The organism is Streptomyces sp. SID5910 (genome assembly GCF_009862125.1).
GTDB lineage: Bacteria > Actinomycetota > Actinomycetes > Streptomycetales > Streptomycetaceae > Streptomyces.
Genome location: NZ_WWHX01000471.1, coordinates 1 through 16,270, shown reverse-complemented (window position 1 = coordinate 16,270; position 16,270 = coordinate 1). Strand labels below are relative to the sequence as shown.

At 69.7% G+C, this 16,270-nt stretch carries 12 protein-coding genes; 5 read left to right on the top strand and 7 right to left on the bottom strand.

Going from position 1 to position 16,270, the window contains the following annotated elements:
• The 3 genes from GTW67_RS16555 to ngcE form a co-directional block, all read right to left on the bottom strand.
• On the bottom strand, positions 1-388 hold a 388-nt coding region (locus tag GTW67_RS16555; protein ID WP_161165590.1), incomplete at its 3' end, for an ABC transporter permease family protein.
• Positions 389-390: 2 nt separating this feature from the next.
• A complete protein-coding gene (locus tag GTW67_RS16550; RefSeq protein WP_161165589.1) occupies positions 391-1,317 on the bottom strand; it encodes a carbohydrate ABC transporter permease in 927 nt (308 codons plus the stop codon).
• Positions 1,318-1,402: 85 nt separating this feature from the next.
• Positions 1,403-2,851 carry an N-acetylglucosamine/diacetylchitobiose ABC transporter substrate-binding protein gene (gene ngcE, locus GTW67_RS16545; RefSeq protein WP_161165588.1) on the bottom strand — a complete coding sequence of 483 codons (1,449 nt, stop codon included), beginning with the start codon at positions 2,849-2,851 and terminating at the stop codon, positions 1,403-1,405.
• 425 nt (positions 2,852-3,276) lie between these two features.
• Between ngcE and GTW67_RS16540 the strand changes: the two genes are divergently transcribed.
• Positions 3,277-7,086, top strand: a complete 3,810-nt coding sequence (locus tag GTW67_RS16540) for a GH92 family glycosyl hydrolase (RefSeq protein ID WP_161165587.1) — start codon at positions 3,277-3,279, stop codon at positions 7,084-7,086.
• Between the two features lie 74 nt (positions 7,087-7,160).
• On the opposite strand, the gene acnA is transcribed toward GTW67_RS16540, so the two are convergent.
• Positions 7,161-9,878 (bottom strand): aconitate hydratase AcnA, encoded by a 2,718-nt coding sequence (gene acnA / locus GTW67_RS16535; RefSeq protein ID WP_161165586.1) that lies wholly within the window; start codon positions 9,876-9,878, stop codon positions 7,161-7,163.
• Positions 9,879-10,170: 292 nt separating this feature from the next.
• Between acnA and GTW67_RS16530 the strand changes: the two genes are divergently transcribed.
• On the top strand, positions 10,171-10,368 hold the full coding sequence (locus GTW67_RS16530) for a DUF4236 domain-containing protein (protein ID WP_161165585.1): 198 nt from the start codon (positions 10,171-10,173) through the stop codon (positions 10,366-10,368).
• 64 nt (positions 10,369-10,432) lie between these two features.
• Positions 10,433-11,962, top strand: a complete 1,530-nt coding sequence (gene relB, locus GTW67_RS16525; protein ID WP_161165584.1) for a type II toxin-antitoxin system RelB family anti-toxin — start codon at positions 10,433-10,435, stop codon at positions 11,960-11,962.
• A 143-nt stretch (positions 11,963-12,105) separates the two neighbouring features.
• Here relB and GTW67_RS16520 read toward each other — a convergent pair whose 3' ends face one another.
• Positions 12,106-12,624 carry a transglycosylase SLT domain-containing protein gene (locus GTW67_RS16520; protein WP_161165583.1) on the bottom strand — a complete coding sequence of 173 codons (519 nt, stop codon included), beginning with the start codon at positions 12,622-12,624 and terminating at the stop codon, positions 12,106-12,108.
• 645 nt (positions 12,625-13,269) lie between these two features.
• On the opposite strand from GTW67_RS16520, the gene GTW67_RS16515 reads away from it, so the two are divergent.
• Entirely contained in the window at positions 13,270-14,004 is a 735-nt protein-coding gene (locus GTW67_RS16515) for a dienelactone hydrolase family protein (RefSeq protein ID WP_161165582.1), read from the top strand.
• 20 nt (positions 14,005-14,024) lie between these two features.
• On the opposite strand, the gene GTW67_RS16510 is transcribed toward GTW67_RS16515, so the two are convergent.
• Entirely contained in the window at positions 14,025-14,729 is a 705-nt protein-coding gene (locus tag GTW67_RS16510; RefSeq protein ID WP_161165581.1) for a GNAT family N-acetyltransferase, read from the bottom strand.
• Positions 14,730-14,851: 122 nt separating this feature from the next.
• Entirely contained in the window at positions 14,852-15,385 is a 534-nt protein-coding gene (locus GTW67_RS16505; RefSeq protein ID WP_161165580.1) for a hypothetical protein, read from the bottom strand.
• A gap of 263 nt (positions 15,386-15,648) precedes the next feature.
• Here GTW67_RS16505 and GTW67_RS16500 point away from each other — a divergent pair.
• On the top strand, positions 15,649-16,270 hold a 622-nt coding region (locus GTW67_RS16500; RefSeq protein WP_237518896.1), incomplete at its 3' end, for an MbtH family protein.

The window sequence follows — 16,270 nt, the reverse complement described above, 5'->3', positions numbered from 1 at the left end:
TGTCGAAGCGGGCGAGCACGTAGGCCGCCATGGAGCCCAGCACCAGGGTGCCGACGAGCGAGCCGCCGACCACCAGGACGGTGTTGAGGAAGTAGTCGCCCATGTGGGCCTGGGACCAGGCGCGCGACCAGTTGTCGAAGTTCAGCTTGTCGGGCAGCGACCAGGGCGAGCCGAAGATGGAGGCGTCGTCCTTGAAGGAGGTCATCACCGCCCACACCAGCGGCATCCCGACCATGATCGCCCAGATGACGAGGACGCCGTGGGAGAAGACGTTGAGGGTGGTGCCCTCCTTCTTGCCCTTGGTGAGTCCGCCGGGCGGGGTCTCGGTCTTGCGGACCACGGGGCCGGGGCCGGCCGGTACGGGCGCGGGGGTCTCGGTCGTCTTCATGATCAGAACTCCAGCCGCTCGCGCCGGCCCAGTCGCATCACGACGGCGGCGAAGGCCAGCGTGACGACGAGCAGGGCGACGCCGATCGTGGTGGCGTAGGCGGCCTGACCGTCACGGAACGCCTTCTGGTACACGTACAGGACCATGACGGTGGTCGAGTAGTCGGGGCCGCCGGGGCCGGTCGTCATGATCTGTACGACCGCGAACGACTCGGCGCCGAGCGCGAGGATGCCCATGTAGACCCAGCCGGACTGCACGGTGTCCCACAGCAGCGGCAGGGTGACCTTGAAGAAGGTCGTCGCGCGGTTCGCCCCGTCCAGCAGCGCGGCCTCGTACAGCTCCGCCGGGATGGACGCCATGCCCGCGGAGAACAGGACCACGAAGAAGCCGACCGTGGACCAGACGAGCACCGCCATCACGCACCACAGCGCCAGGTTCGGATCGCCCAGCCACAGCGGCTGGACCGACTCGAGACCGATGCCGCGCAGCAGCGAGTTGATCGCGCCGCTGTCCGGGTTGTACGCGAACGCGAACAGCAGGGCGACGATCGCGATCGAGAGCACCTGCGGGAAGAAGTAGACGATCTTGTAGAAGCCGGAGCCGCGGACACCGGTCACCACCGGCCCGCCGCGGCGGTGGCGTCCGCCCACGTTGATCATGAAGGAGAAGAACAGCGCCAGGCCGAGCGTCACGAGCGGCACCAGCAGGGCGAACATCACGCTGTGCTGCAACGACTTCCAGAAGATGTCGTCGTCCAGCATCCGCGAGTAGTTGTCGAAGCCGACCATCTTGAACTCGGGACTCAGTCCCGTCCAGTCCGTGAACGAGTAGTAGATGGACTGGATGAACGGCCAGACGACGAAGAGCGCGTACAGTCCCAGGGGAACCGCCAGGAACCCCACGATGAACCGGTACTTGCCGTGCTGCATTGCTACCGACCCCGATCTGCGCGCGGGTGGCGCCGCCGGGGCCCGGCCGGCGACGGGGTGCCGGCCGGGCCCTGGTGACACGTCCTCACTGGTGCTTGTAGTGCTTGACCGAATCGTCCTTGGCCGCCTCGTCGGCGAAGCCCTGGATCTTCTTGATGGCCTCGGCCGGGGTGAGGCGGCCGGCCATCATCTCGCCCAGGCCGGAGACGCCGATCTTCTCCTTCTGGAGCTGCACGTACCAGTCCTGGAGGCGCGGGTTCACCACGTTGGTGCCGGCCAGGTCCAGCGCCGCCACACCGGCCTTGAGGCCCGGGGTGAGCTCGATGCCGTCGGTGCCGCCGTTGTAGGCGGTGAGGGACTTCACCTTGGAGGTGAAGTTCTTCGAGGACGCCTCGCTCAGCATGATGCGCAGCTGCTCCATGCCGCCGGCGCCGTTGGCCGCCTTCGCCGGGACGATGAAGGGCTCGCCGCCGGACGCCCAGATGGTGCCGAAGGGCATCTTGTCGGAGGAGTCGATGCCGGGCGGGGCGGAGACGGTGACCTGGAAGTCGTCCGGGATGACGTTGGCGGACTCGTTCTCCACCCAGGAGCCGTTCGGGAGGAACAGGGCGTCGCCCTTGGCCCACGCGGTCTGCGACTGGATGTGGTCCAGGCCGGGGGTGCCCTTGAGGATGTAGCCCTTCTTGTACAGCTCGTACCAGGCCTCGAAGACCGTCTTGACCGCCGGGTGCTTCCAGGCGTTCGGCTCCAGGTTGTCGATGGCGTCGAGCACGTCGGCGCCGCCCACCTTGCCGATCATCGGGTACATCGAGAAGGGGATGTAGTACGGGTACTTGCCGGCGTACGTCCAGCCGGCCATGCCCTTCTTCTTCGCCTTCTCGCACACGGCGAGCATCTCGTCCCAGGTCTTCGGGTACTCGGCGTCGAGCGAGTCCAGGGCCTTCTGGGAGTACCAGTTCCCGTACACCGTGTAGGCGTAGTAGAAGATCCAGACCTTCTCGCCGTCGAACTGGCCCATCTCCACGATGCCGGGGCGCAGCGTGTCGCGGACCTTCTTGGCCGGGTCGTCGTAGGACGGGGCGTCCAGCAGCGGGGTGAGGTCGGCGAGCTGGCTCTTGCCGACCAGCACGCCCATGTCCATCTGCTCGGCGCCGGAGTTGTCGACGAGGTCCGGCGGGTTGCCGCCGTTGAACCGCGGCTGGAGCGTGGACTGGATCTTCTGGGTGGCGGCGAACTTCACCTTGGCCTTGGGGAAGCTCTTCTCGTACAGCTTCACGGCGTCCTCGGCGTACTCCTTGCCGAAGCCGCCGTCGAAGAGGACGAATTCCATCTGGGCGGTCTCGTTGACGGCCAGCGGGTTCTTGGCCGTCTTCTTGCCGGACTCGGCCTTCTTCTGGTCGTCGCCGCCGCCGCTCGCGCAGGCGGACAGGAAGCTCATGGCCGGAACGGAGATCAGGCCGAGCGCGGCGGACCGCTTGATCAGATCGCGGCGGCCGACGCCCGTTCGGTTGTTCTCGGCGGAAGTGGATCCCATGCTCAAGTCCTCGCCTTCTCCAGGACTCAGGCGGTGAACCGGATCCTCCCCGGCACCGCGATCGGGTCACGCTGGGTCGTGCAGGAAGTGCGGATACTGCTGTACGGGCGCCCTGGCGGTGTGCTTTCGCGGTTCCCCCCACGGATCCCCCGGTGGCCGACAGGTATAGTCCACTTCCGGCCGACGGAGCAAGATCGAATGCATGGTTCCCGGCACGTCTTTTCCGAGTTGAGACCTGGCGGAAATATGGGCGGACTGTGTGTCCCCTGAAGGAAATCCCGCGGGCACCGGACCCGGACGCCACAGGCAACACCCTTGACATCACTGGCCTCTTCACGCGCTACTGTTCCTTGCGCTGCGAATTTGACAACGTTGTCCATTTCCTCGGAAAGCGCTTCCGGGGAGCGCACGGAGGGTGCTGGGGCATGCGGTACAGAGTTCGGCACAGATGGGGCCCGGCGGTCGTGCTGACGACCGCCTTCGCGGTGGCGGTGGGATCGCAGGGGGCCGCGGTGGCGCTGCCCGCGGCGCCCGCCGCCGCCGACCGGGAGTTCGCGTCCTCGTTCGAGGCGGACGACCCGGTTCCGGACTGGCTCAACACGGTGGAGACCGCCCCGGACGGCGGCAAACGCGCCTCGGGCGTCGACGGCGGCTACAGCACGGGCATCCCGGGCAATGTCACCGACCACGTCACCGGAGTACGGGCGAGCGACGAGAACACCGGCGGCGGCGAGGTGAAGGAGAACCTCGTCGACGGTGAGCCGAGCACCAAGTGGCTGACCTTCGAGCAGACCGGCTGGGCCGAGTTCGACCTGGACAAGCCGGTGAGGATCACCCGGTACGCGCTCACCTCGGCCAACGACCACGGCGAACGCGACCCGGCGGACTGGACGCTCCAGGGCTCGGCGGACGGCGAGAGCTGGCAGACGCTCGACAGCCGCGCCGGGGAGTCCTTCGGCGAGCGGTTCCAGACGAAGACGTACGACCTCGCCGAGGCGGCCGAGTACCAGCACTTCCGGCTGGAGGTCACGAAGAACAACGGCGGCGACATCCTCCAGCTCGCCGACGTGCAGCTGTCCACCGGCGACAGCGACACGCCCGTCCCCCAGGACATGCTCTCGCTCGTCGACCGCGGCCCGAGCGGCTCGCCGACCGCCAAGGCGGGCGCCGGCTTCACCGGCAAGCGCGCCCTCAGGTACGCGGGCCGGCACACCGGGGACGGCCGGGCCTACTCGTACAACAAGGTCTTCGACGTCAATGTGAAGGTCGACCGCCGGACCGAGCTGTCGTACCGGATCTTCCCGTCGATGGCGGACGGCGACCTCGACTACGACGCCACGAACGTCTCCGTCGACCTGGCCTTCACCGACGGCACCTATCTGAGCGACCTGGGCGCCACGGACCAGCACGGGTTCGCGCTGACGCCGGCCGGTCAGGGCGCCGCGAAGGTGCTCTACGTCAACCAGTGGAACGCCGTCGAGTCGGGCATCGGCTCCGTCGCGGCCGGCAAGACCGTCGACCGGATCCTGGTGGCGTACGACTCCCCCAAGGGCCCGGCGAAGTTCCGCGGCTGGCTGGACGACGTGGCCATCAGGGCCGCCGCGCCGGAGCGCCGCGAGGCGCATCTGTCCGACTACGCGCTGACCACCCGCGGCACCAACTCCAGCGGCAGCTTCTCGCGCGGCAACAACATCCCGGCGGCGGCCGTGCCCCATGGCTTCAACTTCTGGACGCCGGTGACCAACGCGGGCTCGCTGAGCTGGCTGTACGACTACGCGCGCGGCAACAACGCGGACAACCTCCCCACGCTCCAGGCGTTCAGCGCGAGTCACGAGCCGAGCCCGTGGATGGGCGACCGGCAGACCTTCCAGGTGATGCCGTCCGCCGCCGCCGGCACGCCCGACACCGGCCGGGAGGCGCGCGAGCTGGCCTTCCGGCACGAGAACGAGACCGCCCGGCCGTACTACTACGGGGTGCGGTTCGAGAACGGCGTCAAGGCCGAGATGGCGCCGACCGACCACGCGGCGGTCATGCGCTTCACCTATCCCGGTGACGACGCGAGCGTGATCTTCGACAACGTCACCGACCAGGCCGGCCTGACCCTGGACAAGGAGAACGGCACCTTCACCGGCTACTCGGACGTCAAGTCCGGCCTGTCCACGGGCGCCACCCGCCTCTTCGTCTACGGCGAGTTCGACCGGAAGGTCACCGGCGGCGACTCCGCCGGCGTCAAGGGCCATCTGCGCTTCGACGCCGGCAAGGACCGCACGGTCACCCTGCGCCTGGCGACCTCGCTGATCGGCGTCGACCAGGCGAAGGACAACCTGCGCCAGGAGATCCCGAAGCGCACCTCCTTCGACAAGGTCCGCAAGAACGCCCAGAAGCAGTGGGACCGGATACTCGGCAAGGTCGAGGTGGAGGGCGCCACGCGCGACCAGCTGACCACCCTGTACTCCAGCCTCTACCGGCTGTACCTGTACCCGAACGCGGGCCACGAGAAGGTCGGCGGCACCTACAAGTACGCCTCGCCCTTCCAGAAGATGCCGGCGGCGGACACCCCGACGCGGACCGGCTCGAAGATCGTGGACGGCAAGGTGTACGTCAACAACGGCTTCTGGGACACCTACCGGACCACCTGGCCCGCGTACTCCTTCCTGACGCCGTCCACGGCCGGTGAGCTGGTCGACGGCTTCGTGCAGCACTACAAGGACGGCGGCTGGACCTCCCGCTGGTCCTCCCCCGGCTACGCGGACCTGATGACGGGCACCTCCTCGGACGTGGCGTTCGCGGACGCCTACGTCAAGGGCGTCGACTTCGACGCGAAGGCGGCGTACGACGCGGCCGTCAAGAACGCCACCGCGGTGCCCCCGTCCTCGGGCGTCGGCCGCAAGGGCATGGCCACCTCGCCGTTCCTCGGGTACACCGGCACCGAGACGCACGAGGGCCTGTCGTGGGCGCTGGAGGGCTACCTCAACGACTACGGCATCGCGAAGATGGGCGAGAAGCTCTACAAGGAGACCGGCGAGAAGCGGTACCAGGAGGAGTCGGCGTACTTCCTCAACCGCGCCCAGGACTACGTCAACATGTTCGACGCGAAGGCCGGCTTCTTCCAGGGCAAGGACGCGGCGGGCAACTGGCGCGTGGACTCCGAGAAGTACGACCCGCGCGTGTGGGGCTACGACTACACGGAGACCAACGGCTGGGGCTACGCCTTCACCGCCCCGCAGGACAGCCGGGGCCTGGCCAACCTGTACGGCGGCCGCAAGGGCCTCGGCGACAAGCTAGACGAGTACCTGGCCACCCCGGAGACGGCCTCCCCGGAGTTCGTCGGCTCCTACGGCGGTGTCATCCACGAGATGACCGAGGCGCGCGACGTCCGCATGGGCATGTACGGCCACTCCAACCAGGTCGCCCACCACGCCCTGTACATGTACGACGCGGCCGGACAGCCGTACAAGACGCAGAAGAACGTCCGCGAGGTGCTCCAACGCCTGTACACCGGCAGCGAGATCGGGCAGGGCTACCACGGTGACGAGGACAACGGCGAGCAGTCGGCCTGGTTCCTGTTCTCCTCCCTGGGCTTCTACCCGTTGGTGATGGGCAGCGGCGAATACGCCGTCGGCTCCCCGCTGTTCACCAAGGCGACCGTCCACCTGGAGAACGGCCGGAAGCTGGTCGTGAAGGCGCCGAAGAACAGCACGAAGAACGTCTACGTGCAGGGGCTGAAGGTCAACGGCAAGCGCTGGACCTCCACTTCGCTGCCCCACTCGCTGCTGGCCAAGGGCGGCGTCCTGGAGTTCGACATGGGCGCGAGGCCGTCCTCGTGGGGCACCGGGAAGGACGCGGCGCCGGTGTCGATCACGCGGGACGACCGGGTGCCGACGCCGCGCAAGGACGCGCTGTCCGGCGACGGTGCGCTCTTCGACGACACGTCGGAGACGGACGCGGCGGTGACGTCGGTGGACCTGCCCGTGCCGGACTCGGGGAAGGGCGTCAAGGCGGTCCAGTACACCCTGACGTCGTCGGCGGACCGGACGAAGGCCCCGGCCGGCTGGACGCTCCAGGGCTCGTCCGACGGCACCGCCTGGCGGACCCTGGACCGGCGCTCCGGCGAGTCCTTCGCCTGGGACCGGCAGACCCGGGCGTTCTCGGTGAAGTCGCCGGGGACTTACCAGAAGTACCGGCTGGTGCTCGACGGTGAGCACACGCTGGCGGAGGTGGAGCTGCTGGCGTAGCCGGCCCGCCCGACACGGCGAGGGCCGCACCCCCGGTGACCGGGGGTGCGGCCCTCAACCGTCGTGCGCGCCGCCTACTTGCGGATCAGGCTGCGCAGCACGTACTGAAGGATGCCGCCGTTGCGGTAGTAGTCGGCCTCGCCGGGGGTGTCGATGCGGACGACCGCGTCGAACTCGACGCCGGTGTCGGTGGTGACCTTCACCGTGCGCGGGGTGGTGCCGTCGTTCAGCTCGGTGACGCCGGAGACGGAGAAGGTCTCCTCGCCGGTCAGGCCGAGGGAGGCCGCGGTCTGGCCCTCCGGGAACTGGAGGGGCAGGACGCCCATGCCGATGAGGTTCGAGCGGTGGATGCGCTCGTAGGACTCGGCGATGACGGCCTTGACGCCGAGGAGCGCGGTGCCCTTGGCGGCCCAGTCGCGGGACGAGCCGGAGCCGTACTCCTTGCCGGCCAGGACGACGAGCGGGATGCCCTGCTCGATGTAGTTGCGGGAGGCGTCGTAGATGAACGACACCGGCCCGTCGGCCTGGGTGAAGTCGCGGGTGTAGCCGCCCTCGGTGCCCGGCGCGATCTGGTTGCGCAGGCGGATGTTGGCGAACGTGCCGCGGATCATGATCTCGTGGTTGCCGCGGCGCGAGCCGTAGCTGTTGAAGTCGCGGCGCTCGACGCCGTGCTCCGTCAGGTACTTGCCGGCCGGGGTGTCGGCCTTGATGGCGCCGGCCGGGGAGATGTGGTCGGTGGTGACCGAGTCGCCCAGCTTGGCCAGCACGCGGGCGCCGGAGATGTCCTCGACCGGGGCCGGCTCCATGCCCATGCCCTCGAAGTACGGGGGCTTGCGCACGTAGGTGGACTCGGTGTCCCACTCGAAGGTGTCGCCGGTCGGGATCGACAGCGCCTGCCACTGGGCGTCGCCCGCGAAGACGTCGCTGTAGGACTTGGAGAACATGTCCTCGCCGATGGCGTTGGCGACGACGTCGTTGACCTCGGCCTCGGAGGGCCAGATGTCCTTCAGGTAGACCGGGTTGCCGTCCTGGTCGGCGCCGAGGGCGTCCTTGGTGACGTCGACCTTCATCGAGCCCGCGAGGGCGTAGGCGACGACCAGCGGCGGGGACGCCAGGTAGTTCATCTTGACGTCGGGGTTGATGCGGCCCTCGAAGTTCCGGTTGCCCGAGAGGACCGAGGTGACGGCGAGGTCGTGCTCGTTGACGGCCTGGGAGACCTCGTCCGGCAGCGGGCCGGAGTTGCCGATGCAGGTGGTGCAGCCGTAACCGACGAGGTTGAAGCCGACCTTGTCGAGGTAGGGGGTCAGGCCCGCCTTCTCGAAGTAGTCGGTGACGACCTTGGAGCCCGGGGCGAGGGTGGTCTTGACCCACGGCTTGCGGGTCAGGCCCTTCTCGACCGCCTTCTTGGCCACCAGGGCGGCGGCGACCATGACGTACGGGTTGGAGGTGTTGGTGCAGGAGGTGATGGCCGCGACCGTCACCGCACCGTGGTCCAGCTCGTAGGTCGTGCCGTCGGGGGCGGTGACGGGGACCGGGTTGGACGGGGCGCCGTTGGGGGCGACGGCCGGGGAGTCGGAGGCCGGGAAGGACTCCTTGCCCGCCTCGTCCACGACGTCGACGTAGTTGAGCACGTCGGACTTGAACTGCTGGGCGGCCTCGGCGAGGACGATGCGGTCCTGCGGGCGCTTCGGGCCGGCGATGGAGGGCACGACCGTGGACAGGTCGAGCTCCAGCTTCTCGGAGAAGTCCGGCTCGGCCTTCGGGTCCAGCCACAGGCCCTGCTGCTTGGCGTACGCCTCGACGAGCGCGACCTGCTGGTCGGAACGGCCGGTCAGGCGCATGTAGTTCAGCGTCTCGTCGTCGATCGGGAAGATCGCGGCGGTGGAGCCGAACTCGGGCGACATGTTGCCGATGGTGGCGCGGTTGGCCAGCGACGTGGCGGCGACGCCCTCGCCGTAGAACTCGACGAACTTGCCGACGACGCCGTGCTTGCGCAGCATCTCGGTGATCGTGAGCACCAGGTCGGTGGCGGTGGTGCCGGGGGTCAGCTCACCGGTGAGCTTGAAGCCGACGACGCGCGGGATGAGCATGGAGACCGGCTGGCCGAGCATCGCGGCCTCGGCCTCGATGCCGCCGACGCCCCAGCCGAGGACGCCGAGGCCGTTGACCATGGTGGTGTGCGAGTCGGTGCCGACCAGGGTGTCGGGGTAGGCCTTGCCGTCGCGGGTCATGACGACGCGGGCCAGGTGCTCGATGTTCACCTGGTGGACGATGCCGGTGCCGGGCGGGACGACCTTGAAGTCGTCGAACGCGGTCTGGCCCCAGCGCAGGAACTGGTAACGCTCCTTGTTGCGGCCGTACTCCAGGTCGACGTTCTGCTGGAAGGCGTCGTTGGTGCCGAACTTGTCGGCGATGACGGAGTGGTCGATGACCATCTCGGCCGGGGAGAGCGGGTTGATCTTGTTCGGGTCGCCGCCCAGCTCCTTGACGGCCTCACGCATGGTGGCGAGGTCGACCACGCAGGGTACGCCGGTGAAGTCCTGCATGATCACGCGGGCGGGCGTGAACTGGATCTCCTGGGACGGCTGGGCCTGCGAGTCCCAGCCGCCGAGGGCGCGGATGTGGTCGGCGGTGATGTTCGCGCCGTCCTCGGTGCGGAGCAGGTTCTCCAGCAGCACCTTCAGGCTGTAGGGAAGGCGCGCGGAGCCCTCGACCTTGTCCAGCCGGAAGATCTCGTACGACTCGTCGCCCACCTGCAGCGTGCTGCGGGCGTCGAAGCTGTTCGCCGACACGACAGTCTCCTTCATTCATGTGCGCGTACCACCGCATCCTGCCGCCACGCCGCCCTGGCCGATCCGCTGAGGTTAGGCTAAGTTAGGTAAGCCTTACCAGGGTGGCGGCTGCGGTGCGCCTCGGCAGATATCTCGATGTCGAGATAACTCTAGTACATGGGCGCGCGCTGGTCATGCCCGGGCGCCATGTGGCGTGCACCCCACCCGAGTGACCCCGGCGGCCATCCCTACGCCGAAACGGGGTATCCGACTTGCGCCGGGGCCACCCGGCACGACTCGGAGGGGAGACACGATGCCGCTCACGTTCCGCAAGAGCTTCCGGATCCTGCCCGGAGTGCGGCTGAACATCAACAGGCACTCGTGGTCCATCACGACCGGCGGCGGCAACGGTCCGCGCCACACCCGCAGCAGCACGGGACGGCGTACGACCTCGATGGATCTGCCCGGCCCGTTCGGCTGGCGCCGCACCACGACGACGAAGCGGCGCTGACGGCCCGTCACCCGAACGGACCCCCCAAGAGGCGCCATCTCATATCTGAGATAGCCTCGACCTCATGGCAGACGACTACCTCGTACGCATCGGCAAGCTCATCCGTGACGCCCGGCAGCACCGCGGCTGGACGCAGTCACAGCTTGCGGAGGCGCTCAACACCAGTCAGAGCGCCGTCAACCGCATCGAGCGCGGCAACCAGAACATCAGCCTTGAGATGATCGCCCGCATCGGCGAAGCGCTGGACAGCGAGATCGTCTCCCTGGGCTACGCGGGTCCGATGCACCTGCGCGTGGTCGGCGGCCGGCGCCTGTCCGGGGCCATCGACGTCAAGACCAGCAAGAACGCCTGCGTGGCCCTGCTGTGCGCCTCGCTGCTCAACAAGGGGCGCACGGTGCTGCGCCGGGTCGCCCGCATCGAGGAGGTCTACCGCCTCCTGGAGGTGCTGAACTCCATCGGTGTGCGCACCCGCTGGATCAAAGACGGCACCGACCTGGAGATCGTGCCGCCGGCCGAGCTGGACATGGAGGCCATCGACGCCGAGGCCGCCGTCCGCACCCGCTCCATCATCATGTTCCTCGGCCCGCTGCTGCACCGCATGGACCGCTTCCGGCTGCCCTACGCCGGTGGCTGCGACCTCGGCACCCGCACCATCGAGCCGCACATGATCGCGCTGCGCCGCTTCGGACTGGACGTCGCCGCGACCGAGGGCCACTACCACGCGGTGGTCGACCGCAGCGTGCGTCCCGGCCGCCCCATCGTGCTGACCGAACGGGGCGACACGGTCACCGAGAACGCGCTCCTCGCCGCCGCGCGGCACGACGGTGTCACCGTCATCCGCAACGCCTCGTCGAACTACATGGTCCAGGACCTGTGCTTCTTCCTGGAGGCCCTGGGCGTCAAGGTCGAGGGCATCGGCACCACCACGCTGACCGTGCACGGCGTCCCGGACATCGACGCCGACGTGGACTACTCCCCCTCCGAGGACCCGGTCGAGGCGATGAGCCTGCTGGCCGCCGCCGTCGTGACGGAGTCGGAGCTGACGGTGCGCCGTGTGCCGATCGAGTTCCTGGAGATCGAGCTCGCGGTCCTGGAGGAGATGGGCCTCGACCACGACCGCACCCCGGAGTACGTCGCGGACAACGGCCGCACGCGCCTGGTGGACCTCACCGTCCGGCCCTCCAAACTGGAGGCGCCGATCGACAAGATCCACCCCATGCCCTTCCCGGGCCTGAACATCGACAACGTCCCGTTCTTCGCGGCCATCGCGGCGTCCGCGCAGGGCAAGACCCTCATCCACGACTGGGTCTACGACAACCGCGCGATCTACCTCACGGACCTCAACCGCCTCGGCGGCCGCCTCCAGCTCCTGGACCCCCACCGCGTCCTGGTCGAGGGCCCCACCCGCTGGCGCGCCGCCGAGATGATGTGCCCGCCGGCCCTGCGCCCGGCGGTGGTCGTGCTCCTCGCGATGATGGCGGCGGAGGGCACGTCGGTGCTGCGCAACGTGTACGTCATCAACCGGGGCTACGAGGACCTGGCGGAGCGGCTGAACTCGATCGGGGCGCAGATCGAGACGTTCCGGGACATCTGACTTCTCTGGGACGCACGCGGTGCGACGCGGGCGGGGCCGGAGGGACGTGTCGTTCCTCCGGCCCCGCCGTGCTGCCTGGGCCCCGCCGGCCTCCGCGCGGGACCGGCTTTCCCGGGGGCTCAGGCGGTCGGTGGGTCCGCCGGTCAGTAGGCGGAGTCGACGTTGTCCATGGAGCCGTACTTGTCGGCCGCGTAGTTGCAGGCGGCGACGATGTTGGCGACCGGGTCGGTGATGGAGTCCTTGGTGCCCTTGACGTGGTAGGCGTCGAAGGTGGGCTGGATCGTCTGGAGCAGGCCCTTCGAGGGGATGCCGTTCTGGGCGTTGACGTCCCAGTTGTTCTGCGCCTTCGGGTTGCCGGACGACTCGCGCATGATGTTGCGGTGCAGGCCCTCGTAGGTGCCCGGGATGTTCTTGGCGTGCATGACGTCCAGGGCGGTGCGGATCCAGCCTTCGAGGTCGGTGCCGTACTTCTTCTCGCCGGCCTTGACGATGGCCTCGATCTTGTCGGTCTGGGCCTGGGTCTGCGCGGTGGAGGCCTTGGCCGGCTCGGCGGCGTGTGCCGGGCTCGGGGCGAGGGTGAGGGTGACGGCAGCGGCGCCCGCGGCGGCGAGGGAGGCCACGGCGGACTTGCGGAAGTGGGGGCGGCGCATGATGGCGTGCACGGGTGTACCTCTCCATTCGGGAACGTGATGGGGAGGCCGACGGGGGGTCGGCGACGCGGTGTCCGCGTTGGACGCGGCTTCGCGTCATCAGGGCCGGTGTCTGGATCACGGACGGGCTCTTCCCGTCCGGTCCCGGCGCTCGGCTCCCCGGTACGCCGAACACAGTGCGGAACGCACCGGCGCCGCGACAAGTGTGTGACCTACTACGCCGCTTCGCAGACCGGCCGCGCGCCTCGCCCGGACGGCTGGCCACCACGCGGGCGAGCGACCGTCGGGCGTCTACTAACCCCGGCCCTGTGTGACGTGGGCCCTGTGCGCGCCCTCACAGAGCCGGTCACCCGGCGGCCACCTCTCGTCACCCTGCGGAGGCGCGAGCCTCACTCGACGAAACGGCGCGGTCACCTTTCGGGGTCGTCAGGGCCGGCGTCGTACTGGCGTGCGTGTTGGTCTGTGGATTACGTTGCCGGTATGACTACCGGGACGGCTTCGTGCCACGCATGGATGGGTGACCCGGTGCTTCTCTGAGCGCCGTGCGGGCCCTTGGCGGTCCGTTGTTCGGGCGAGGGGCTTGCGTTCGTGCGCGGGCTCCGCCTTCGTCGTGTTGATCACAGGCTCCACCGATCGACCACGACGACAGGAGGACCCATGCCCAGCAAGACGTTGCGGATTCCCACCCCGGACGGCCTCGCCGACGCCTTCGCCGCGTTCCCCGACGGGGGCGGGCGGCACCCGGGGGTGCTGATGTATCCGGACGGCTTCGGTGTCCGGTCCGTGCTGCGGGAGATGGCCCGCGAGCTGGCCGGGCACGGGTACTACGTGCTCGTGCCCAATGTGTTCTACCGGCACGGCCCGGCGCCCGTGATCGAGCTTCCCGAGTACATCGGGGAGGACGACCGGGCTGCCGTCTTCGCCCGGCTGATGCCCCTGATCGAGGCGCACACCGTCGACCGCGTCCTGCGGGACGCCGACGCCTGCCTCGGGTTTCTCTCCGCCCAGCCCGAGGTCGACGGCGGGCCGGTCGCGGTGACCGGTTACTGCATCGGCGGTCTCCTCGCGACGCGTACCGCCGCCGCCCGTCCCCGCCAGGTGGCCGCCCTCGCCGCGTTCCACGCTCCCGTGGGCGCGGACGGGCCCGACGCCCTCGCCGGCATCACCGCCCGGGTTCACTTCGGTCATGCCGAAGGCGACATGACCCCTGATGCTCTGCGCGAGCTCGATCGGGCCCTGGACGCCGCGCAGGTCGAGTACTCGTCCGAGGTCTATCCCGGCACCGTCCACGGCTTCACCATGGCCGACACCGATGCCTTCGATCCCGCAGGGCTACGGCTGCACTGGGAGCGGCTGCTTTCCCTTCTCGGCCGGGCCCTCGCGGGCGGCTGAGGCTCCGGATCGTCGGGGCGTCACGGTGTGCGGAAGCCTCGGAACGTCACCTGCTCGCGGGTTTCGAAGCCGAGGCGTTCGTACAGCGTGATCGCCGCGGTGTTCGTCTCGGTGACGTGCAGGAACGGGCGTTGGCCGCGGGCCGTGATGCGGGTGGCGAGTTCGTCGACCAGGCGTGCCGCGTGGCCCCGGCCCCGGGCTTCGGGGGCCGTGCAGACCGCGCTGATCTCGGCCCAGCCCGGAGGGCGCAGCCGCTCCCCCGCCATCGCCACCAGCGTGCCGTTGGCGCGGATGCCCAGGTAGGTGCCGAGTTCGCGGGTGCGCGGCCAGAACGGTCCCGGCCGGGTGCGCGCGACCAGGTCGAGCATCTTGGGTACGTCGGCCGGGCCGAGTTCCGTCACCTCCGTGCCGGTCGGGAGGCGGAGGTCGGAGGGCCGGCCGTCTGCGGGGCGGATCATCCGGCGGCCTTCGAGGTGGAAGACGGGGTCCCAGTCCGGCGGCGGCGTGGCCGGGCAGGTGAACATGTCGGCCAGTGCGCCCGGGCCGAGCAGTTCGGCCAGGTCGGCCCAGGCCGATGCCTCGGCGTCCGCGGGGACCGCGGCGAAGGTCGTCACGTCCGGGAGGTACGTGGCCGCCTTGCCGAGTCGCCGGGCGAGGTGTGCGTGGGTGCCGCGGAGGGACTGGCCCACCGGGTCGTCCAGTGCCCGGGTGTCGTCGTGCGTCATGGTGCCGTGCCTCCCGTGGGCCCGGTGGCCCGCCGGCGATCATAGGCGGGCGCCCAGGGAGTACGCGCCGCGTCCCCCGGGAGCACGGGCTCCCGGGGGACGCGGTCGGTGCGGGGCGGTGATCACCAGGTGAAGGCCGCCGACTGGTTGCCGGTGGCGACGCAGTAGGACGTGAAGCTGCCGCCCGCGTCGTTCACGGTGAACTTCAGGGACCAGTTGGACGCGCTCGGCGCACCCGCGAGGGCCGCCGAGTCGGTGGTGTCACCGGCGGAGAGGGACCCGGCCGCGAGCGGAAGCGGGCCGAAGGTGAGCGGGTCGCCCGTGTTCGCGGCCTCGTGCACGGTGCCGGAGAACTGCACCTCGCTCGTCGCACCGCCCGACGTCTTGTTCAGCTTCAGCGTCGTGGTCACGGTGTCGGCGTCGAGCGCGAACTGCGTGCGGATGTCCGTCGAGTCGATCCGGACCGTCTTGCCGGTGCCGGAGTCGGCCGCGGTGAGCGTGACGGTGCCGCTGCCCGCGAACCCGCAGTCGTACGAGGCGGTCGCGGTCGCCGGAGCGACGGCGACGGCCGAGCCGGCCAGGGCCAGGGTGGTCGCGAGCGCGCCGGAGGCGGCGATCGCGGTCAGGGAGAACCGTCGCGTCGAGAAGCCGTGCATGGGGGTGTGCTCCTTCGTGGCAGGTGCCGTATGACTGACAGAACTGGGCTGTGGTGAGTGCCGGGCCCGGCGTCACGGCTTCAGTACAGAACGTGATCCTCTGCTGGTGGTTGGCGATCTCTTGGGGTGCGCCGCTGAGCTGCGCGGAGCGGCCCCGCGGGTCGTCTGTGCCGGTGCTCGCATAGGTCGGGTATGGCACCTGCGGGCAGGGTGGGCTGGTTCTTCCGTACCGGGGGACGCCCATGCACACCTCAGGAGCCACCTTGTCCGAACCGCAGACCGTCGCCGGCGCCGAGTGGTGCGTCGTGCTCAACGGCGAAGGGCAGTACTCGCTCTGGTGGGCCGGCCGTGAACTGCCCGTCGGCTGGCAGGCCGAGGGGACCAGCGGGACGCGGGAGCGGTGCCTGGCCCGGGTGCAGGAGGTGTGGGCCGATCCGCGTCCGGCGGGGCTGCGCCGTCGTACGGCGGAGGGGGTGAGCGCGCCGGGTGAGTGCGTCGCCGGGATCGTCGGGCGGCTGGCGTTGCGGACGCCGGGGGCGGTGGCCGTGCGGGGGGACGGGTTCGCGCTGTCCTTCGGTGGGCTCGACGCGGCGTCGAACCGCTGGGCGCGGTATCTGCGCTCGCTCGGGGTGGGGCGCGGTGCGCTGGTGGGGGTGCTGCTCGGGCGGGGCGCCGAGCTGCACGCGGTGACGCTGGGCGTGTGGAAGGCGGGGGCCGGGTGCCTGCCGCTGGACCCGGAGTTCCCGGCGGGGCGGCTGCGCGCGCTGCTCGCCGTTTCCGGGGCGCGGTTCCTGGTCTCCGAAGTGGCGTACGGGCCGGGCGGGTTCGAGGGGCAGGTCCGGTACGTGGATGATCCCGAGGTCCCCGGGGCGCTCGCCCGGCAGT